The sequence below is a fragment of the Nonomuraea sp. NPDC048901 genome, assembly GCF_040649695.1.
Taxonomy (GTDB): Bacteria; Actinomycetota; Actinomycetes; order Streptosporangiales; family Streptosporangiaceae; genus Nonomuraea.
In genome coordinates, this window is sequence record NZ_JBEZFW010000002.1 from 261,991 (window position 1) to 281,308 (window position 19,318).

Genomic DNA, 19,318 nt, shown 5'->3' on the forward strand with positions numbered 1-19,318 from the left:
GTATCCCTCCCGAGGGATCCCAGCCACGACGGGCCGATTCCTCTTCTTCCCCGGAGGGGGTATCTGTCCAAAAGGACCCCAGCCTCAACAGACCGTCACACGGATCAAGAGGGTCGTGAGACGAACCCCCCGGGAAACCTACGGGGGGCCACCCCATTAGCGTGGTTGGAATGAGATTCGGCGGGACGCTGGCCGTGCTTCTGTCCGCCTGGTTCATGGCCCAGTTCGACTTCTTCGTGGTCAACGTCGCCGCGCCGTCCTTCGAACGCGAGCTGCACGCGAGCCCCGCCGCCCTGGAGCTCATCGTGGGCGGCTACGCCTTCACCTACGCGGCGGGCATGATCACCGGCGGGCGGCTCGGAGACCGGTACGGCTACCGGCGGATGTTCATCGGCGGCGTGGTCGCGTTCACGATCGCGTCGCTGCTGTGCGGCATCGCGCTGAACCCGGCCCAGCTCGTCGCCGCCCGCCTGCTGCAGGGGCTGGCCGGTGCGGCGATGGTGCCGCAGGTGCTCGCCATGATCTCCGCGGTCTTCCCGCCGCACGAGCGCCGCCGCGCCGTGGGCTGGTACGGCGCGGCCGGTGGTCTCGGCTCGATCGCCGGCCAGGTGCTGGGCGGGCTGCTGCTGTCGGCCGATCTGTTCGGGCTCGGCTGGCGGGTCATCTTCCTGATCAACCTGCCCGTCGGCCTGGTCGTGGTGCCGCTGGCCGCCTGGCTGCTGCCCAGAGTCGAGCCGGCCGGGCGCGCGCGGCTGGACCTGCTCGGCGCGGCCGGGCTGGCCGCCGGGTTGGCGCTGGTCCTGGTGCCGCTCGGCCTCGGCAACGGCGCGGGCTGGCCCGCCTGGACGTGGATCTGCATCGGTGCGAGCCTGCCCCTCCTGGGCCTGACGCTGCGCTGGCAGTACGTGCTGGGCAGGCGCGGCGGTCAGCCGGTGCTGGACCTGGCGCTGCTCAAGGTGCATTCCTACCTGGCGGGTGTCGGCGCGATCACCGCGTTCATGGCCTACTTCGCCTCGTTCATGTTCACGCTGACGCTGCTGCTCCAGGGCGGGCTGCGGCTCACCGCGTTCCAGGCCGGGCTGGCGTTCGCGCCGATGGGCGTGCTGTTCACGATCAGCTCGCTGCTGGGGACACGCCTGGTCGGGAGGTACGGCCTGATCGTCGTCATGATCGGCGGAATCGTGACCGCGTCGGGTCTGGCGCTGCTGCTGGGCACGGTGGGGGCCGGGCTGCCGTGGATCATGGCCGCGCTGGTGCTCGTGGGGCTCGGTAACGGCCTGGTGATCCCGCAGCTCATCGGGGCGGCGCTGGTAGAGGTCGCGCCGCACCAGGCGGGCATCGGCTCGGGCTTCCTCAGTACGGCCCAGCAGTTCGGCGGTTCGGGCGGGGTCGCGGTGATCGGGGCGGTCTTCTTCGCGGCCGCGAAGGGCGGCGACCACACCGGTGCCATGCGCTGGTCGGCCACCATAGATCTGGCACTCATCCTGGCCGTGGTCGCGGTGGTGGCCTACAACAGGCGCCGGGCTATTCGGCGGGCGGCGCCGGCAGCGACGTCCCGTACAGCCGGGACACCCGGAGCCTGATCACCAGCCGCCGGTCCGCGACCGCCTGACCCAGGAACGCGGCCGCGCCGACCGGGTCTTCGAGGCCCGCCGGCCGTCCCGACCGCATGGCCAGCAGTTCCCGTCCCACCTCGTCGCCCGGCTCGACGCTCACCGGCGACAGCTCGGCCAGGCCCTCGGCCACGGCGTACGACCAGAAGTCGTCGCTGGCCACGTACAGCGCGGCGCGCGGGTCCTTGTGCAGTTGGCGTACTTTGAGCCGGCCGTCGGCCGTCGCGACGCGCACCACCCGCTGGTCGGAGTCCCAGTCGTACACGACGGTCGACAGGTGCGGGCGGCCGTTGGCGCCCAGCGTCGCCAGCGCGCCGAAGCGCTGCCGGCTGAGCAGGTGGGACAGGTCCTCGTCCGGCAGGCTGCTGGGGCCGGGCTCGTAGGCGGCCTGATCCTCGGCCAATTCATTCTCCTTTGCCCTATTGCTGAAGGCCCCTATTGCCGAAACCCTACCCAAGCCCTGGTCAAGGAGCGAAGCGGCCGTACTGCTATATGCCGAAATATCGGTCACGGTAGGTTGCTGTTATGAATCTTGCGATCACCAGCGGATATGTCGTGCCGGTCGATGGTGACCCGATCGAGGGCGGCACCGTGCTGATCCAGGACGGGAAGATCACCGCGGTCGGCCGCGAGGTCGAGATACCGCCGGGGACCCCTGTCGTCGACGCGGCCGGTGGCTGGGTGCTGCCGGGCTTCGTCGAGGCTCACGGCCACCTGGGCGTGCACGAGGAGGCCGAGGGCTGGGCCGGCCAGGACACCAACGAGAAGACCGACCCCAACGGCGCCCGCCTGCGCGCCCTCGACGCCATCAACCCGGCCGACCTGGGCTTCGCCGACGCGCTCTCGGGCGGCGTCACCACCGCCGTGATCAAGCCGGGGTCGGCCAACCCGATCGGCGGCCAGACGGTGGCGGTCAAGTGCTGGGGCCGGACCGTCGACGAGATGCTGGTCCGGGAGCCGGTGAGCGTGAAGAGCGCCCTCGGCGAGAACCCCAAGCGCGTCTACGGCGACCAGAACCGGCTGCCCGCCACCCGCCAGGGCGTGGCGGCGGTGATCCGCGACGCGTTCATGAAGGCGCAGGACTACCGGGCCAGGCGGGCCGCGGCCGACGACGAGGGCAAGCCGTTCGAGCGCGACGCCACGCAGGAGATCCTCGTACGGGTCCTCGACGGCGAGCTGCCCTGGTGCCAGCACACGCACCGGGCCGACGACATCGCGACCGCGCTGCGGCTGGCGGACGAGTTCGGCTACCGGGTGGTGATCAACCACGGCACGGAGGGGCACCTGATCGCCGACGTGCTGGCCGAGCGCGGCATTCCGGTCATCATCGGGCCGCTCTTCACCAGCCGTTCCAAGGTCGAGCTCCGGCACCGCTCGCTGCGCAATCCGGGCATCCTCGCGCGCGCCGGGGTCGAGCTGGCGATCACCACCGACCATCCGGTCGTGCCGATCCACTTCCTGGTCCACCAGGCGACGCTGGCGGTCAAGGAGGGGCTGGACCGGGACGTGGCGCTGCGGTCCATCACCGTCAACCCGGCCCGCATCATGGGCCTCGACGACCGGGTGGGTGCCCTGCGTCCGGGGCTCGACGGCGACGTGGTGATCTGGTCCGGCGACCCGCTGGACATCATGAGCCGGGCGCTGCGGGTCTTCGTCGACGGCCGCGAGGTGTACTCGTACGCGGACGGGGTCGCCGATCCCTACTACCGGGAAGCCGCACGGTGATCAAGCTCGGCAAGTAATCGTCAAGCGTCTGTCGACGGGCCCGATCCATAGTGGGAGCCCGTCCGAAAAGAGGTATGGCGATGACAGTACGGACCCGACCTTCCTCGCTCCCGCAGCGGCCCAGCAAGGCGCTGCTGATCTGCCTGGTGATCTCGAGCGCCCTGGCGGTGATCGTGCTGGTCGCCATGCTGCTGGACGGCGGCCCGATCGGGTTCGGCCTGTCGATGCTGCTGGCGCTGGCGCCCCTGCCGCTGCTGCTCGCGGCGGTGCTCTCGCTCGACCGGCTGGAGCCCGAGCCGGGGCTGCACCTGGGCTTCGCGTTCGCGTGGGGCGCGGGCGTGGCGATCGTGCTGGGCATCGTGCTGACCCTCGCCGGCCAGGCGATGTTCGCCAGGGCCGGCTATGGCGAGCAGGCCGTCGACGAGCTGGGGACGGCCTACCTGGCCCCGGTGATAGAGGAGGCGCTCAAGGGCTCGGCGCTGCTGCTGCTCCTGGTCAGAAGGCGGGAGATCGACGGGCTCACCGACGGCATCGTCTACGGCTCGATGGCCGGCCTGGGCTTCGCGACCGTCGAGAACGTGGGCTACTACGTGAACGCGTTCACCGAGGACGGTGCGGGCGGGACCGTACAGTTGTTCGTGATCAGAGGGCTGATCGACCCGCTCGGCCACCCCGTCTACACCGCGATGACCGGGCTCGGCGTCGCGTACGCGCTCACCCGCCGCGGCCCCGCGCGGTTCGCGGCCATCCCACTCGGCTACCTCGGCGCGGTCCTTCTGCACGGGCTCTGGAACGGCGCCGCCTTGCTCAAGTCGCTCGGCTGGCTGGGCGCGGCCTATCTGGTGATCATGGGAGCGCTCATCGGGCTCGTCCTGGTGACCGTACGCGAGCGCAGGCAGCTGGTGGCCAAGATAGGCACCTACCTGCCCGCGTACCAGCCCACCGGGCTCTTCACCCCACCGGACATCAAGATGCTGAGCACGCTGTCCGCCCGCCGGTCCGCGCGCAAGTGGGCCAAGGGCGCAGGGCTCGGTCGGGCGATGGGCGACTACCAGCAGGCGGCGACCGAGCTGACCATGCTGCACCTGCGCGCCGAACGCGAAGGCGTGGACCCGGCCGGGTTCGCCGCCGAGCGCGACGTGCTGCTCGACGCCTTGAGCCAGGCCCGGCGCTGGTAGCCACTGTCCTCCAAGGGGGGCGTGGCTCAGTGGCGGGTGACGAGTGCGGCCACTGCCGTGACCGCCGTCAGCGCGATGCACGCCGCCACCGCGACCACCACCCCCTGCTGCGCCCCGAGCCCGCCGATGACCCCAGCCACCCCGGCCGCCCCCAGTGAGCTGCCCACGTACCGGGCGGTGTTGTTGGCGCCCGACCCCATGCCGACCCGATGCGACGGCACGCTCTCGATCGCCAGATGGGTGATCGAGGAGTTGATCACCCCGGCCCCGGCCCCGCTCACCGCCAGCCCGCCGACCACGAGCGCGGGCACGAACTCCCCGCCCAGGCCCAGCAGTCCGGCGAAGCCCAGCGCCGTCAGCGCCAGACCGAGCGCCAGCCGCGCGGCCGTGGGCAGCCGCAGGTACCGCGACAGCAGCGAGGCCACGAACGACAGCCCGGACCACAGGACGAACAGCAGCGCGGTCCCGAGCGGTGTCATGCCGTGCGCCGTCTGCAGCACGGTCGGCAGGTAGGTGAGCAGCCCGACCACCGCCGCGCCGACCACCAGCGCCCCACCCGTCGCCACCAGGAACACCGGCCGCCGGAACAGCTCCAGGTCGATCAGCGGCTCCGCCCGCCGCCGCTCGGCCAGCACGAAGGCCGTCACCAGCAGGGCCGCCACCGCGAACGCCACCAGCACCACCGGCCGCGACCAGCCGAGACGGCCCTCGGTCACGCCCGCGAGCAGCGCGGCGACGCCCAGACTGAGCAGCACCACACCGGGCACGTCGAACCGCCTGGGCGTGGGGGAGCGCGACTCCTCCAGCGTGCGCGCCGACACCACGGCCAGGGCCAGCGCGCACGCCGCCATCAGCCAGTACGCCGCCCGCCAGCCGGCCACCTCGGCCAGCACCCCGGACAAAAGCGGCCCCACCATGGTGCCCAGCCCGATCATCGCGCCGTAGCGGCCGGTGGCCCGCACCCGCTCCGTCCCCGAGGGGAAGGCGTGGCCCACGATGCCGAGGCTCGCCGCCAGCATCGCCGCGCTCGCGCCGCCCTGCACCAGCCGGGCCGCCACGAACACCACCACCGCCGTGCTCACCGCGGCCACCACACTGGCGACCGCGAGCACGGCCGTGCCCGCCACCAGCACCCGCTTGCGGCCGTAGTCGTCGGCCAGCCCACCGGAGACCAGCAGCAGCGCCGACAGGCCGAGCGAGATCGAGCCCAGGATCCACACCGGTCCGGTCGGGCCCGCGTCGAGCTCGTGCGCGGTCAGGGGCAGCGTGACCGTCGGCACCGTGAAGTTCGTCAGCACGAGCAGGGGCGCCGACGAGGCCACGGCGAGCGTTCGCCGGAGGGGCGCGATCACCGGCCTTGGTTCAGTGATTGAACTCATGCCGGGCAAGCTACCATAGTTCAATGAACGAACCGATGGGGTCTCATGGCGCTGGGTAAGAACTACGACGCTCAGGACTGCTCGCTGGCCAGGGCGCTGGAGGTGATCGGCGAGCGCTGGACGCTGCTGGTGGTGCGCGACGCGATGTACGGCGTACGGCGCTTCGGCGACTTCCTCGCCCACCTGGACATCCCCCGCGCGGTGCTCTCGCAACGGCTGGCCACGCTCGTCGAGGCGGGCGTCCTCGACAAGCGCCGCTACCAGGACTCGCCGCCGCGCGAGGAGTACGTCCTGACCCCCGTGGGCCATGAGCTCTGGCCGCCGGTCCTGGCCCTGGCCGAGTGGGGCGAGCGCCACCTGTCCGGGACCGGCCCGCGCCGCGTCTTCCACCACTTGGCCTGCGGCTCCCGTATCGACGGCGCCGCCCGCTGCGCCGCCTGTGACGTGCAGGTGCCGATCGGGGAGACGGAGGTACGCCCCGGACCGGGTCTGAAGGGCATCAGGAACGATCCGGTCAGCGTTGCCTTGCGTACCCCTCATCGGATGCTCCACCCGATTCCCTGAGAGAATTGGCCAAACCCTCGAAGGGAGACGGCATGAGCTGGGTGGAGATCGAGTCGGAAGCGGAACTGCGCGAACTACTGGGCGAGGTAATGCCGCGCGCGGCCACCAAGGACCGGCCGAAGCTGCACGAGCGCGACAGACAGTGGCTGGCGAGCTCGCCGTTCTGCCTGATCGCCACCTCCGACGCCGACGGCACCTGTGACGTCTCGCCCAAGGGTGACCCGGCCGGGTTCACGTACGTCATCGACGACACCACGATCGCCATCCCCGACCGGCCGGGCAACCGCCGGGCGGACGGCTTCCGCAATGTCCTGAAAAATCCGCACGTGGGGTTGATTTACCTGATCCCTGGGCGCAACGAGACGCTGCGGATCAACGGCCGCGCCCGGCTGATCAGCGAGGCGCCGTTCTTCGACGACATGATCGTGAAGGGCCATCGCCCGCACCTGGCGCTCGTGGTGGAGATCGAGCAGATCTTCTTCCACTGCGCCAAGGCGTTCCTGCGCTCGGCGCTGTGGAAGCCCGACAGCTGGGAGTCCGACGCGCTGCCCTCGCACGCGACCCTGGTCAAGGACGTGCAGAAGGTCGAGGAGACGCTCGAGCAGCTGGAGAGCTACTACGGCGAGACCTACACCAAGAAGCTCTACGGCTGACCGTCGGGGATCAGGCGGCGGGGGTGGGGCCGTCGGGGAGCCGGATGACGTTGCGGCCACTGTAGGCTTGGAGATCGACGACCTTGGGGTCGTGCTCGCGCACGACGGGCCTGTGGCGCTCTCCCGACCGGATGTCGCGGATCTTGTGCCGGGCGACGTGTGGCGGCACCACCACTAGTCTCTTCATCGTGAGCCCCCCGTGACGTTCTTGTTACCTATGTTATCTACAGCTGCCTCGGTAAGATAGGTGTAAGTGGCGATTCAGTAAGGGAGTCGGCGGCCCGATGGGGACCGCAGGTCCAGGCCCGTGTTCCGGTCCTGTCGCCGCTTCGCCGACTTGACGATCCGCACGCGTCTCATGATCTGCCCCCTCTCGCGCTCGCCTTCGACAGCCTCTATGTGCACTGTGCGCGCCACCGCTTGACGGTGGCTTGGCGGCGAGTTGCAGCCGCCATGTGCCACAACCTAACCGGGGCCGTCCGGCCGTTCCATGCATTTCTACCGGGGGGAGGCGCCTCCCCCCGGCAGAATTACTCAGGCGCCGGGCGTGAGCCTGGCCGTGACGCCGATCCGGTTCCAGGCGTTGATCATCGCGATGGCCACGATCAGCGAGGCGAGCTGCTGCTCGTCGTAGTGTTCGGCCGCCTCCTGCCACACCTCGTCAGGGACGGCCGCCCGGTCGGCCAGCCTGGTCGCCTCCTCGGTCAGCGCGAGCGCGGCCTTCTCCGCCGGGGTGTAGACCGTCGCCTCGCGCCAGGTGGCCACGGACCAGAGCCGCTCGTCGCTCTCGCCCGCCTTCTTCATGGCCCGGCTGTGCATGTCGGCACAGTAGCCGCAGCCGTTGATCTGGCTGGCCCGCAGCTTGACCAGCTCAATCGTGCCGACCGGCAGCCCGCACGCGTGCAGATACTTCTCCACGGCGAAGAACGCCTGGTAGGCCTCGGGGGCGAGCTTCATGACGTTGAGCCGCTGAGACATAGGGACCTCCATCGGTAAGTCGTGACATGGGGAAGACGCGACAGGGCACCGATGTGTGACAACTTCGGCATCGCCCGTACGCACGACATGTCGCTGACCAAGACCGGGGAGGTGGCGGGGACGCCCGGCTACATGCCGCCCGAGGCGTTCACCGGAGGGCCGGGACGCCCGCAGACGGGCCCGTCCGCGCGGCCGGCGCGGACGGGCCGGTGGGGGTCAGCCGGCGCAGTTGCCCCAGGAGCTGCGGCCGCCGCGGGCCTCGACGCGGCCGCTGGGGTCGCGGGTCCAGCCCCAGTACTTCACGCACTTCCAGCTGCCGTCGACGTGACCGGTCTCGGCGTAGAAGCGGTACTTCTGCACGTCCTCGGACCGGCCGCCGCCTCGCACCTCGATGCTGGCGCCCGTGGTGGTCTTGGTGCTGAGGTAGGCCGTCTTGATGGCGGCCACACAGTTCTTCCCGGAGCGCTTGTTATACATGAGGTACACGTGTCCGAACACCGCGCCCTCGCGCGTCCTCATCGCGCGGTGACCGTCCTTGACCCGACGAAAGCCAGGGCCGCACACCCTCTCCGGCGAGTACGGGGCGGCGCTCGCGGAGGCGGCGGCGCTGACCGGAGCGGTGGGGGCGGCAGTGGCGGCTGCGGGGGTAGCGGCGATCCCGGCGGCGGCCAGACTGGCCGCGATGACCGTTCGCGTGAGCACGATAAACCCTTCGATGGAGGATATTTAGGACATTGACGATCTTTACTGGCACACAACCGTAATGCACGGCGAGGGGGGTTGGTGGGGGAACGCGGCATACCGCTGATCGCGGTCAGCGCGGCCTGGGGCGGGTTCTGGGGCTCCTGGTCGGCGCTGCTACCGGCGATCAAGGAACAACTCGGCGCGTCCACGGCCGACCTCGGGCTGGCACTGAGCGCGGTACCGGTGGGGGCGATTCCGGCCATGGCGGTTGCCGGGCGGCTGGCCGGCGGCAGGGAGCGTACGGCGCTGATCGCGGTCACCGTGGCCTTCGCGCTGAGCGTGGCGGCCATCGCGCCCGCCGGCTCGCCGGTGGCGCTCGGGCTGACGCTGCTGCTGGTCGGCATGGCCAGCGGGGCGCTCGACATCGCCCTGAACCTGGCCACCGGCCGGGCCGAGCGGGAGAGCGGGCGCCGGCTGTTCCAGGCGGTGCACGCCGCCTTCCCGGTCGCCGTGATCGTCGCCGCTCCCGCCACCGGGCTGGCCCGGTCGCTGGGCATGAGCACCGGCGCGGTGCTGGTGACGGCGGCGGTCATCGTCATCGCCTCGTCGCTGTCCTTGACCGCCCTGCGCATCGGCCGGGGACTGCCCGCCGCCGGGGGAGCGGGCGGCAGGCGGCGGTGGCGGGTCGCCCTCGTGCTCGGCGCGCTGGCCGCGTGCGTGCTGATCATCGAGAACTCGGTCGAACAGTGGTCGGTGTTACTGCTCGAAGACCACCGGGGAGCCTCGGCACTGGTGGCGAGCGCGGCCCCGGCCGTCTACATGGCGGCGCTCACCCTGGGCCGGATCGTCGCGCACGCGCTGCCCCGGCTCACGCTGCGGACGTTCTACCTGGTGAGCGGGGTGGGCGGCGTTGCGGGCATGGCGCTGGCGGGGCTCGGCGGCTCGGTCCTGGCCTCGATGGCGGGGTTCGCGCTGACCGGGCTCGCGCTCGGGCCGCTGGTGCCCGCCGTGCTCAGCCGCGCGGCGGCCGACGACGCGAGCGGGGTGCTGGTGTCCACGGTCTCCGCGATCTCCTACACCGGGTTCGTCATCAGCCCGCTGCTCGTGGCCGCCCTGACGGCACGGGTCGGCCTGCCGGGCGCGCTCGCCGCGCTGGGACTGCTGGCGGTGCCCCTGGTGGCCGGCTACCTCGGTGTACGGACGGAAAATTGCCGTCCGTTGAGGCAATGAGGAGGGGGAAGCGGGTATTCCCCGGCCATGGCCGTCTGCGAAGCGTGTGGCAACGATTACGACATGTCCTTCGAGGTGCACGCCCAGGGGGCGGTGCACACGTTCGACTCCTTCCAATGCGCCATCCAGTCCATGGCGCCCATCTGCGAGCACTGCGGCACCCGGGTGATCGGGCACGGAGTCCAGTCGGGCGATCACTGGTACTGCTGTGCCCACTGCGCCCGCCAGGAGGGCACCCAGGGAATCGTCGATCGTGTCATGGCGGGGATGTCCTGATAGGTGGACACTTGATGTGTGGCCCCTTTTGATTTTGATGTCCTCGTACTCGGGACCGGCCCCGGCGGGCAGAAGGCAGCGATCGCCGCGGCGAAGCTCGGCAAGCGGGTCGCGGTCGTAGAGAAGACGCACATGCTCGGCGGCGTGTGCATCAACACCGGGACGATCCCCTCCAAAACCCTGCGTGAGGCGGTCCTCTACCTCACGGGCCTCAACCAGCGGGAGCTGTACGGGGCGAGCTACCGGGTGAAGGAAGAGATCACGGTCGCCGACCTCGGCATGCGCACCCAGCATGTGATCGGCCGCGAGATCCAGGTGATCCGCAGCCAGCTCGGCCGCAACCACGTGACGATGCTGCAGGGCACCGGCCGGTTCCTCGACCCGCACACCATAGGGATCACCGGCGACGAGGAGGAGAAGAAGGTCACGGCCGACAAGATCGTGATCGCCACGGGCACCTCGCCGGCCCGTCCGTCCAGCGTGGAGTTCGACGACAAGACGGTCATCGACTCCGACGCGATCCTGCACCTCGACCGGGTGCCCGAGACTCTGGTCGTCGTCGGGGCGGGGGTCATCGGCATCGAGTACGCCTCGATGTTCGCGGCGCTGGGCACCAAGGTGACCGTGGTCGAGCGGCGCGACCGGATGCTGGAGTTCTGCGATCTGGAGATCGTGGAGGCGCTGAAGTACCACCTGCGTGACCTGGCCGTCACCTTCAGGTTCGGGGAGAACGTCGCCGCGGTCGAGCGGCGGCCCCGTGGGGCGCTGACCGTACTGGAGAGCGGGAAGAAGATCCCCGCCGACTGCGTCATGTACTCGGCCGGCCGTCAGGGAAAGACCGAGGAGCTGTGCCTGGAGGCGGCCGGGCTCGCCGCCGACGACCGGGGCCGGATCAAGGTGGACGAGAACTACGCCACGCCCGTCCCGCACATCTACGCCGTCGGCGACGTCATCGGCTTCCCCGCGCTGGCCGCCACCTCGATGGAGCAGGGCCGGCTGGCCGCGCAGCACGCCTGCGGCGAGCCGGTCGAGGAGACGAACGAGCTGCCGCCGATCGGCATCTACACCATCCCGGAGATCAGCTTCGTCGGGAAGTCCGAGGACGACCTGACCCGGGACAAGATCCCCTTCGAGGTGGGCATCTCGCGCTACCGGGAGCTGGCTCGCGGGCAGATCATCGGCGACTCCTACGGCATGCTCAAGCTGCTGGTCTCCTCCGAGGACCGGCGGCTGCTGGGCGTCCACGTGTTCGGCACGGGCGCTACGGAGCTCGTCCACATCGGGCAGACCGTCATGGGCTGCGGCGGCACGGTCGACTACCTGGTCAACGCCGTGTTCAACTATCCGACGCTCGCCGAGTCCTACAAGGTCGCCGCCCTGGACGCGATGAACAAGATGCGGGTGATCGCCCGGCTGACGGCCGAGCTGTGACCCGGTGACCGCCTCCCGGAGGGGGTCACTCGTCGGCGGTCGTGCGGCGGCCGCGGGCCGGGGGCTTCTTACGCCCGGCCACGAGCGTGTCGCCCGACGCGGGCGAGGGAGTGGGCTCGTCCCCGGGCTCGCTCGACGGCCGGCGCGGCCGGGCGTGCGGTGCCGTGTCCTCCAGCGCGGAGCTCTCCGGCTCGCTCTCGGAGCGTGAACTCGACGACGACCGCGTTCCTGACGACTTGCCGCTCGACGAGCCACCAGAGCTCGAGGACCCTGAGGTCCCTGAGGACTTGGGCCGGGCGGGCGGGCGGAACCCGGGAGCGTCCGGGTCGCGCAGCGCCGCGATGACCTCGTCGGCCTCCGTCTCGGCGGCGAACTCGTTCGCCGCCGCCGATTCCCTGCGCCGGATCACCACCAGGTGGTCCACGGAGACCCGCCCGGCCCCCACCACGGCCAGCAGCAGCGCGGCCACGCCCAGCAGGATCAGCTCGTTCGTGGTGATCGGGTTGAGCGGCGGCGCGATCAGGAAGACGGCCAGGGACTCGGCGAAGAGGATCAGCCCCATCACCGACACGATCAGCCCGGCGATCAGCAGTGCCCCGCCGATCAGCTCGGTGAGCATGGTGACCGTGGCCCAGGCGCGCGGCGCGGGCGCGCCCTGCGCGAGGAACTTCGCCCCCGTGGCGTTCAGGCCGTCTTCGAGCTTGGTCCAGCCGTTGGCGAAGCAGATGCCGCCCACGCCGATGCGGGCGACCAGGGAAGCGAGATCATGGAGGGACTGTCTCACGGTTGTTGTCTGCCCTAAGCGGGACATCACACACCTCAATCACGGCGCAGCAGCGTGGCCACGGCGATGGCGGTCAGGCTGAGCAGAACGACGCTCACGACGACGGTCGTGTGCAGGGCATTGACGAAGGCCCACCGGGCGGCGTCGAGCAGCGCACCGCCGGCGCCACCGCCGACCTTGTCGGCGACGTGCGCGGCGCTGGCGAGAGACTGCCTGGCCTCGTCCATGCCACCGCCGGACACTCCGGGAACGGCGGGCAACGCGGGCGCGTAGGCGATCGTGGTGATCGTGCCGAGCACGGCGACCCCGAGCCCGGCGCCGAGCTCGTAGGCGGTCTCCTCGATGGCCGCCGCCCCGCCCGCCTGGGCCTCGGGGGCCGAGGACATGATCGTGTCAGAGGCGGCGAGCAGCGCCACCTGTACGCCGAACCCGACGCCCACGAAGCAGACCGAGAGCATCACGGGATGCGCCTCGACGCCCCAGGTGAGCGTGGGGGTGAGGGCGAGCGCGACGAGGCCGAGCCCGCCGCTCATGGTGGCGCGCAGGCCGATCCGGGGCAGCAGGTGCGCCGCGGCCAGCCCGCCGCAGATCGCCGAGATCACCAGCGGCAGCATCCGTACGGCCGCCAGCAGCGGGGTGTCGCCGAGCACGAGCTGCAGGTATTGCGCCAGCATCAGCTGCAGCCCCACCAGCGCGAACACACCCAGCAGCACCCCGGCGACCCCGGTGCCGAACTCACGCCGCCGGAACAGCCCGACCTCCAGCAGCGGCGAGGCCAGCCGCAGCTGCCGCCGGACGAACCAGACGAGCAGCCCCACTCCGGTGAGGAAGACCAGGACGGAGGCCCCGAACGGGATCAGGCTGCCCGCTCCCGCCTCCTTCAGCCCGAACGCCACCGCCAGGATGCCGAACACGGACAGCGCGGCGCTGAGACGGTCCCACGGCTGCCCGCCACGGTGTCGTGACTCCGGCAGCAGCCGGGCGGCGGCGGGCAGCAGCACGAGCAGGATGGGCACGTTGATCAGGAAGACCGCGCCCCACCAGATGCCGACGAGCACCCCGCCGATCAGCGGCCCCACGGCGGCTCCCGCCGCGGCGACCGCGCTCCAGACGCCCAGCGCGATGGCCCGCTCACGCCGGTCGGGGAAGACCTGGCGGATCAGTGACAGCGTGGCCGGCATGATCATTGCGCCGCCCACCCCGAGCAGCGCCCTGGCCAGGATCAGGACCAGCGGCGTGGGAGAGAAGGCGGCGACGGCCGAGGCCACGCCGAACAGCACGTAACCCGCCAGCACCAGCCGCTTGCGCCCGTAGCGGTCGCCGAGCGTGCCGAACAGGAGCAGCAGTGGCGCCACGACCAGCGAGTAGATGTCGATGATCCAGAGCAACTGCACCGCCGTCGGCTCCAGCGCCGCGGTGAGAGTGGGCACGGCGATGTGCAGGACGGTCGCGTCCACGGTGATCAGGAGCAGACTCAGGCAGAGCAGCACCAGGATGGACCAGCGGTTGTCCCGATTTTGCTGAACCGCGCGCCGGAGGACCGGGGCGGCCTGAGTGACGGTCATGGGGCCTCCTTGCAGGCCGATCCGATCTCACGCAAGGCCCACATGAACTTGCGTGGCAGCTTAGGCCATGCCATCCACTCGGGACAGCGGTATCGGCCGATCCACGGCCTGAGGCACCTCTCTAGAGAGACACAGCCATATGTCCCGGCCTATCCATCTCTGTCCGGTCAGCCGATCATGGGGTCCGTGGGGACCGCCGAAAGTGCCGACAGGACCGACAGATCCCCCCGCGAATGGTGTGAAGAGGCGGTCACCAGACTCCAGGCGGGCCGCCCCGAGGCCGCGCTGGAGGCCGCTCGCACGGCCGCCGACATGGACCCGGCCAACGAGTGGGCCTACCGCCTGATCAGCCTCGCGCTGGAACGCCAGGGCCGCGACGCCGACGCGGTCGCGCCCGCGGAGCAGGCGGTGCGCCTCGCTCTGGGCTCCTGGCCGGCCCGGCTGCGGCTGGGCACCGCGCTGCGCCGCGTCCCCGGCCACTGGGACGAGTCCGTCGAGCAGGCGGCGCTGGCCCGCGCGTACGCCCCCGAGGAGGCCGCCCCTCACGTGCTGCGCGGCGACCAGGCGCTGCTCCGCGCCGAGCACGTGCCCGCCCGGCGCGCCTACCTGACCGCGCTCGACCGGGATCCCGCCCATCCGCAGGCCCGCGTCAACCTCGGATTGACGCTGCTGCGCTGGGACCGCCTCCCCGCCCACCGCGACCCCGCCTGGCCGATCGACCCGCGCGAGAGCGGCCGGGCCAGACGGGCGCTGGAGGTCTGGTCGCGCCAGTCCCGCCTGCTGGTCGCGCTCGCGACGATCGCCATCGTCGTGGCCGCCCTGGGCTTCGACCGAGGCGGCGAGGGCCGGCTCGGCGGCCTCCTGGTGCTGGTCCTGCTCGTCCCGATCACGCTCAGGCAGGTGCGCAGAGTAGGGGTGTGGTCCTACGTCCCCGCCATGCTCGGCCGTGACCCCTGGCTGGGCGCCGCCCTGGCCTCGGCCGTCGCGTCGGTGGCCGCGTTCGCGGGCTGGCTGACGATGGGCGCGCTGCCGGACCTGCCGACGGCGTTCGACCCGGTCTGGGCTGCTCTGGCGGGCGTGGTGGTGCTCGGCTGGCCGGTGACGGCGGGCATGCGCGCGCTGGCCGAGCTCTGGCGCGGCAGCCCGATGCGGGCCCTGGCCCAGTTCGCCCGGGTGCCCGCCGAGCGCACGGCCAGGCGTAACACGGGGGTCACGCTCTGGATCATGCTCGGCAGGACGTGGTCGGTGCTGGTGCCCCTGGTGTGCGGGGCGCTGGCAGTGGAGCCACGGGCCGCCGTGCTCGCGGTGGCGGTGCCGTACCCGCTGCTGGTCTCCTACCGGCGGGTCCGCCATCGCGAGGACAGATGGCTGCCGGTCGCGACCGGCCTGGTCGTGCTGGCGTCCGTGGCCTGCGCGGCGGGCGGCCTGCTGGGGCTGGTCTGGGCCTGGCGGGCCGGGCTCGGCGCGCTCTGCGCGGCGGTGGCGGTGTTCGCGCTGCGCGCCGCGCGCGCCTGGTGGCGTGGCGGGCCGGGGCCGTGGCGCGCGTCACTGATCATGTGCGACCTGCCCACCGGCGACGCCCCGTCCGTCGCGCTCACTCCGGAGGTACGCCAGGCGTTCACGTACGCCAGGAGCGTCGTCCTGTCCTTCGGCGACTCCCTCGGCCCGCGCGTCGTGGGCACGGCGGCGACCGTCACCCCGTCGGGAGAGCTCAGACTGGTCGCCGAGACGCAGGCGCGGGCGGCCGTCGAGGCGGATCCACGGGTGGCGGTCTTCGCCGCCGACCCGCTGCAGCGCAGGTATTGGGTGGAGGTGCGCGGCATCGCCGTGGCCGATTCGGACCTGCTGCGGGTCACTCCCAAGCAGGTGCTCATGGGGGAGTTTCCCGGGCGGCACCAGCGGCGCTAGCTAGAATATCGTTCTATGCGGACCCTCCGTACCCCCGAAGAGCGTTTCGCCGACCTGCCCGACTTCCCCTACGAGCCGCGCTACGCCGAGGTGGCCGACGGCCTGCGCATGGCCTACGTCGAGACGGGCCGCGCCGACGGGGCGCCGGTGGTGCTGCTGCACGGCGAGCCGACCTGGTCCTTCCTCTACCGGCACGTCATGCGCGAGCTGGCGGCGGCCGGGCTGCGGGCCATCGCCGTCGACCTGGTGGGCTTCGGCCGCTCCGACAAGCCGGCCGAACGGGCCGACCACACCTACGCCAGGCACGTCGAGTGGACCCGCGCGCTGCTGTTCGACGCGCTCGGGCTGACCGGCGTCACCATGGTCGGGCAGGACTGGGGCGGCCTGATCGGGCTGCGGATCGCCGGTGAGCATCCGGAGCGCATCGCCAGGATCGTCGCGGCCAACACGGGCTTGCCGACGGGTGACATTCCCATGCCCGAGTTGTGGCATCGCTTCAAAGACGCGGTGATGAACGCTCCCGCGCTGGACATCGCCAGATTCGTCCAGTCGGGCTGCAAGACCGAACTTTCCGCGGCCGTGCGCGCCGCCTACGACGCCCCCTTCCCTGACGAGTCGTACAAAGCCGCCGCGAAGGCCATGCCGGGGCTCGTGCCGATCACCCCCGACGACCCCGCCGCGCCCGCCAACCGCGCCGCCTGGCAGGTCCTCACCACGCTCGATCGCCCCTTTTTGGTGGCCTTCTCCGACGGAGATCCGATAACGGGGGGTATGGCGCCGATCCTCATGAAGTCGATGGCGGGCGCGGCGGGACGCGCTCATCCGGTGATCACGGGCGCCGGACACTTCCTCCAGGAGGACGCGGGCGGCGAACTCGGCCGCCACATCGCACGATTCGTCACCGGCACCTAGCGTGTCAGGTCCGCCCAATCGTCGGTCTGGTGCGGTATAACCAGGGGCGGACCGGGGAGGCGTGATGCGTGAGTCCGGCAGGGCCCAGACCGCAGGGCGGACCGCGGCGCGGGATCTGTTTGAACAGGTGCGGCTGCGCTATTTCCATCTTCCCCCGGCCATGCGCCGGGTGATGCACGTGGTCGTGCTCATCGCCACCGTCGGCGTGGCCGCCGCGCTCGGCTGGGACCTGTTCAAGACCTTTCTCATCACCCTGCTGGTGCTCGCGTTCCTCGCGCTGACGCTGCGCTTCCCGCGCGCCGCCGCGACCGTGCTGGTGCTCATCGGCTGGTGCGCGCTGCTGCCGGTGTTCTACGCGCTCCTCCCGCCGCCCTCACTGGCCCCCACGCTGTTGATGATGCTGGCCGTGCCCGTCGCCGCCGCCGCGCACCTGATCCGCTGGGTGACGCCCTGGCTGAGCGTGCTGATGGCGCTCGTCCCCGCCGGGGCGCTCGCCGCGGCCATTTCCTTCGTCTCCGACGCCGCCGCGGTCTGGGTCGCCTACGTCGCGGCCACCGCCGTCCTCGTCCAGCGCTTCATCGCCGCCCGCCGGGCCAGGAACGCGCTCAGCGCCGAGGAGCAGGTCCGGGTCAGGGCCCGCGACGGCCGGCCGGAGGCGCCGCCCGAGAAGGCCGGCGGGCTGCCCGACATCTCGGTGGAGGAGGCGCTGGCCGAGCTGGAGGGCATGATCGGGCTCGCCCCGGTCAAGGAGCAGGTCCGCTCGATCGCCGCCTCCATCGAGGCGTCCCGCCTGCGGGCCGAGGCCGGCTACAAGGCCGGCCGCCCGACCAGGCACCTGGTCTTCCTCGGCCCGCCCGGCACGGGCAAGACCAGCGTGGCCCGCACGGTGGCGAAGATCTTCTACGCGTTCGGCCTGCTCGAGACGCCCTTCGTGGTCGAGGCGCAGCGGGCCGACCTGGTGGGGGAGTTTCTGGGCGCGACCGCGATCAAGACCAACGAGCTGGTCGACCGGGCACTGGGCGGCGTGCTGTTCATCGACGAGGCGTACGGACTGATCAACTCCTCCGACGGCCAGCCCGACAGGTTCGGCGCCGAGGCCGTGCAGACGCTGCTCAAGCGGGCCGAGGACGACCGCGACCGGCTGATCATCATCCTGGCCGGCTACGAGCAGGAGATGACCTCGTTCCTGTCCAGCAACCCCGGCCTGGCCAGCAGGTTCGCCACCCGGGTGCGCTTTCCGAGCTACTCGCCCGGTGAGCTGGCGGAGATCACCGAGCTGCTCCAGCGGCACCGGGGCGACACGATGGCGCCCGACGCGCGCGCCGCACTGCTCGGCCTGTTCGAGGACGTCCAGCGGCGCGGGCTGGTCGACGAGCTGGGCAACGCCAGGTTCGTCCGCAGCCTCGTCGAGGCCGCCGCGACGGCCCGTGACGTGCGCGTCGTGGGCGCGGGCGGGACACCGACCACCGAGGACCTCGTCACCACCACGACCGCCGACGTCACCAAGGCGTTCGACGAGCTGACCGCCCGCTTCCGCGGCTACGAGGACACCCCCACCATCGAGGAAGCGCTGGCCGACCTCGACCGGATGGCCGGGCTCGAGCCGGTCAAGCGGCAGGTGCACGCCATCGCCGCCCAGCTCCAGGTCGCCCGGATGCGCCAGGAGCGCGGGCTGCCCACGCCGCCGCAGACGCGCCACTTCGTGTTCGCGGGCCCGCCGGGCACCGGCAAGACCACAGTGGCCAGGGTCATCGGCCGCATCTTCGCCGCGCTCGGGCTGCTGGCCAGGCCCGACGTGGTCGAGGCACAGCGGGCCGACCTGGTCGGCCAGCACCTCGGCGCCACCGCGATCAAGACCAACGAGCTGGTCGACCGGGCGCTGGGCGGCGTGCTGTTCATCGACGAGGCCTACAGCCTGGTCAACCCGGGCTACTCCGGCGGCGACGCGTTCGGCGCCGAGGCCGTGCAGACGCTGCTCAAGCGGGCCGAGGACGACCGCGACCGGCTCGTCATCGTGCTGGCCGGCTACCAGCGCGAGATGGACACCTTCCTGGCCACCAACCCCGGCCTGGCCAGCCGGTTCAACCAGCGGGTCGCCTTCCCCAGCTACTCCGCCCGGGAGCTGTCCGAGATCGCCGTGCTGCTGGCCGACAAATCGGGCGACCGCTTCGACGAGGCGGCGCTGCGCGACCTCGACGAGGTCTTCGCCTGGGTCTGCGACGAGCGGCTGATCGACGGGCTCGGCAACGGGCGCTTCGCCAGGTCGCTGTTCGAGCGCGCGGCCATGCGCCGCGACGTACGGCTCGCCGCTCTGGCGGGGGGTGGCGGGTCGGCCAGCTCGGCGGAGCTGACGACCATCACCAGCGACGATGTCCGCATGGCCGTGGACGAACTTTCCGGACGTTAGACAGCGAACTTTCCGGACGTTAAGCAGACTG

General features: G+C 71.4%; 18 protein-coding genes. 11 read left to right on the plus strand and 7 right to left on the minus strand.

Going from position 1 to position 19,318, the window contains the following annotated elements; translation table 11 throughout:
- The first annotated feature begins 170 nt into the window (after positions 1-170).
- Complete coding sequence (locus AB0C30_RS06295; protein ID WP_357940215.1) at positions 171-1,583, plus strand: MFS transporter; 1,413 nt, start codon at positions 171-173, stop codon at positions 1,581-1,583.
- Here the strand turns inward: AB0C30_RS06295 and AB0C30_RS06300 are convergent.
- Positions 1,525-2,016, minus strand: a complete 492-nt coding sequence (locus tag AB0C30_RS06300; RefSeq protein WP_357940217.1) for a TIGR03618 family F420-dependent PPOX class oxidoreductase — start codon at positions 2,014-2,016, stop codon at positions 1,525-1,527. The genes AB0C30_RS06295 and AB0C30_RS06300 overlap by 59 nt on opposite strands.
- Before the next feature lie 122 nt (positions 2,017-2,138).
- Between AB0C30_RS06300 and AB0C30_RS06305 the strand changes: the two genes are divergently transcribed.
- Positions 2,139-3,338 (plus strand): amidohydrolase, encoded by a 1,200-nt coding sequence (locus tag AB0C30_RS06305; RefSeq protein WP_357940219.1) that lies wholly within the window; start codon positions 2,139-2,141, stop codon positions 3,336-3,338.
- Positions 3,339-3,418: 80 nt separating this feature from the next.
- Positions 3,419-4,516, plus strand: a complete 1,098-nt coding sequence (locus AB0C30_RS06310; protein WP_357940221.1) for a PrsW family intramembrane metalloprotease — start codon at positions 3,419-3,421, stop codon at positions 4,514-4,516.
- Between the two features lie 26 nt (positions 4,517-4,542).
- Here the strand turns inward: AB0C30_RS06310 and AB0C30_RS06315 are convergent, their stop codons facing one another.
- Positions 4,543-5,895: an MFS transporter gene (locus AB0C30_RS06315; RefSeq protein WP_357940223.1), complete on the minus strand. Its 1,353-nt coding sequence runs from the start codon at positions 5,893-5,895 to the stop codon at positions 4,543-4,545.
- Between the two features lie 45 nt (positions 5,896-5,940).
- Here AB0C30_RS06315 and AB0C30_RS06320 point away from each other — a divergent pair, with 45 nt between their 5' ends.
- Together AB0C30_RS06320 and AB0C30_RS06325 are read left to right on the plus strand one after the other, a co-directional pair.
- The gene (locus AB0C30_RS06320) at positions 5,941-6,459 is read left to right on the plus strand and encodes a helix-turn-helix domain-containing protein (protein ID WP_357940225.1); all 519 of its coding nucleotides are present in this window, start codon (positions 5,941-5,943) and stop codon (positions 6,457-6,459) included.
- A gap of 32 nt (positions 6,460-6,491) precedes the next feature.
- Entirely contained in the window at positions 6,492-7,112 is a 621-nt protein-coding gene (locus AB0C30_RS06325) for a pyridoxamine 5'-phosphate oxidase family protein (protein WP_357940227.1), read from the plus strand.
- Between the two features lie 10 nt (positions 7,113-7,122).
- On the opposite strand, the gene AB0C30_RS06330 is transcribed toward AB0C30_RS06325, so the two are convergent.
- The 3 genes from AB0C30_RS06330 to AB0C30_RS06340 all read right to left on the minus strand — a co-directional run bounded on the left by AB0C30_RS06330 (position 7,123) and on the right by AB0C30_RS06340 (position 8,792).
- On the minus strand, positions 7,123-7,299 hold the full coding sequence (locus tag AB0C30_RS06330) for a hypothetical protein (RefSeq protein WP_357940229.1): 177 nt from the start codon (positions 7,297-7,299) through the stop codon (positions 7,123-7,125).
- A 347-nt stretch (positions 7,300-7,646) separates the two neighbouring features.
- Positions 7,647-8,090 carry a carboxymuconolactone decarboxylase family protein gene (locus AB0C30_RS06335; RefSeq protein WP_357940232.1) on the minus strand — a complete coding sequence of 148 codons (444 nt, stop codon included), beginning with the start codon at positions 8,088-8,090 and terminating at the stop codon, positions 7,647-7,649.
- A gap of 216 nt (positions 8,091-8,306) precedes the next feature.
- A complete protein-coding gene (locus AB0C30_RS06340; protein ID WP_357940234.1) occupies positions 8,307-8,792 on the minus strand; it encodes a hypothetical protein in 486 nt (161 codons plus the stop codon).
- Between the two features lie 81 nt (positions 8,793-8,873).
- Between AB0C30_RS06340 and AB0C30_RS06345 the strand changes: the two genes are divergently transcribed.
- The 3 genes from AB0C30_RS06345 to sthA are packed head-to-tail and all read left to right on the plus strand — an operon-like array spanning position 8,874 to position 11,711.
- Positions 8,874-10,004, plus strand: a complete 1,131-nt coding sequence (locus tag AB0C30_RS06345; protein ID WP_357940237.1) for an MFS transporter — start codon at positions 8,874-8,876, stop codon at positions 10,002-10,004.
- A gap of 27 nt (positions 10,005-10,031) precedes the next feature.
- Positions 10,032-10,280 (plus strand): hypothetical protein, encoded by a 249-nt coding sequence (locus AB0C30_RS06350; RefSeq protein ID WP_357940239.1) that lies wholly within the window; start codon positions 10,032-10,034, stop codon positions 10,278-10,280.
- Positions 10,281-10,298: 18 nt separating this feature from the next.
- Positions 10,299-11,711 carry a Si-specific NAD(P)(+) transhydrogenase gene (gene sthA / locus AB0C30_RS06355; RefSeq protein ID WP_357940241.1) on the plus strand — a complete coding sequence of 471 codons (1,413 nt, stop codon included), beginning with the start codon at positions 10,299-10,301 and terminating at the stop codon, positions 11,709-11,711.
- 25 nt (positions 11,712-11,736) lie between these two features.
- Here sthA and AB0C30_RS06360 read toward each other — a convergent pair whose 3' ends face one another.
- Both AB0C30_RS06360 and AB0C30_RS06365 read right to left on the minus strand, forming a co-directional pair.
- The gene (locus tag AB0C30_RS06360; protein WP_357940243.1) at positions 11,737-12,495 is read right to left on the minus strand and encodes a DoxX family protein; all 759 of its coding nucleotides are present in this window, start codon (positions 12,493-12,495) and stop codon (positions 11,737-11,739) included.
- Between the two features lie 35 nt (positions 12,496-12,530).
- Positions 12,531-14,060 (minus strand): MFS transporter, encoded by a 1,530-nt coding sequence (locus AB0C30_RS06365; protein ID WP_357940245.1) that lies wholly within the window; start codon positions 14,058-14,060, stop codon positions 12,531-12,533.
- Between the two features lie 177 nt (positions 14,061-14,237).
- Here AB0C30_RS06365 and AB0C30_RS06370 point away from each other — a divergent pair, with 177 nt between their 5' ends.
- From AB0C30_RS06370 to AB0C30_RS06380, 3 genes are all read left to right on the plus strand, one after another.
- On the plus strand, positions 14,238-15,968 hold the full coding sequence (locus AB0C30_RS06370) for a BTAD domain-containing putative transcriptional regulator (protein ID WP_357940247.1): 1,731 nt from the start codon (positions 14,238-14,240) through the stop codon (positions 15,966-15,968).
- 15 nt (positions 15,969-15,983) lie between these two features.
- A complete protein-coding gene (locus AB0C30_RS06375) occupies positions 15,984-16,880 on the plus strand; it encodes a haloalkane dehalogenase (RefSeq protein WP_357940248.1) in 897 nt (298 codons plus the stop codon).
- Between the two features lie 64 nt (positions 16,881-16,944).
- Positions 16,945-19,287: an AAA family ATPase gene (locus AB0C30_RS06380; protein ID WP_357940251.1), complete on the plus strand. Its 2,343-nt coding sequence runs from the start codon at positions 16,945-16,947 to the stop codon at positions 19,285-19,287.
- Positions 19,288-19,318 lie beyond the last annotated feature (31 nt).

Excerpts from the sequence above, each read along its gene's own strand:
- AB0C30_RS06335 (WP_357940232.1), bottom strand. The coding sequence starts at position 8,090 with ATGTCTCAGCGGCTCAACGTCATGAAGCTCGCCCCCGAGGCCTACCAG.
- AB0C30_RS06295 (WP_357940215.1), top strand. The coding sequence starts at position 171 with ATGAGATTCGGCGGGACGCTGGCCGTGCTTCTGTCCGCCTGGTTCATG.
- AB0C30_RS06380 (WP_357940251.1), top strand. The coding sequence starts at position 16,945 with ATGCGTGAGTCCGGCAGGGCCCAGACCGCAGGGCGGACCGCGGCGCGG.
- AB0C30_RS06330 (WP_357940229.1), bottom strand. The coding sequence starts at position 7,299 with ATGAAGAGACTAGTGGTGGTGCCGCCACACGTCGCCCGGCACAAGATC.
- AB0C30_RS06365 (WP_357940245.1), bottom strand. The coding sequence starts at position 14,060 with ATGACCGTCACTCAGGCCGCCCCGGTCCTCCGGCGCGCGGTTCAGCAA.
- AB0C30_RS06305 (WP_357940219.1), top strand. The coding sequence starts at position 2,139 with ATGAATCTTGCGATCACCAGCGGATATGTCGTGCCGGTCGATGGTGAC.
- AB0C30_RS06310 (WP_357940221.1), top strand. The coding sequence starts at position 3,419 with ATGACAGTACGGACCCGACCTTCCTCGCTCCCGCAGCGGCCCAGCAAG.
- AB0C30_RS06325 (WP_357940227.1), top strand. The coding sequence starts at position 6,492 with ATGAGCTGGGTGGAGATCGAGTCGGAAGCGGAACTGCGCGAACTACTG.
- AB0C30_RS06315 (WP_357940223.1), bottom strand. The coding sequence starts at position 5,895 with ATGAGTTCAATCACTGAACCAAGGCCGGTGATCGCGCCCCTCCGGCGA.
- AB0C30_RS06320 (WP_357940225.1), top strand. The coding sequence starts at position 5,941 with ATGGCGCTGGGTAAGAACTACGACGCTCAGGACTGCTCGCTGGCCAGG.
- AB0C30_RS06370 (WP_357940247.1), top strand. The coding sequence starts at position 14,238 with ATGGGGTCCGTGGGGACCGCCGAAAGTGCCGACAGGACCGACAGATCC.
- AB0C30_RS06375 (WP_357940248.1), top strand. The coding sequence starts at position 15,984 with ATGCGGACCCTCCGTACCCCCGAAGAGCGTTTCGCCGACCTGCCCGAC.
- AB0C30_RS06350 (WP_357940239.1), top strand. The coding sequence starts at position 10,032 with ATGGCCGTCTGCGAAGCGTGTGGCAACGATTACGACATGTCCTTCGAG.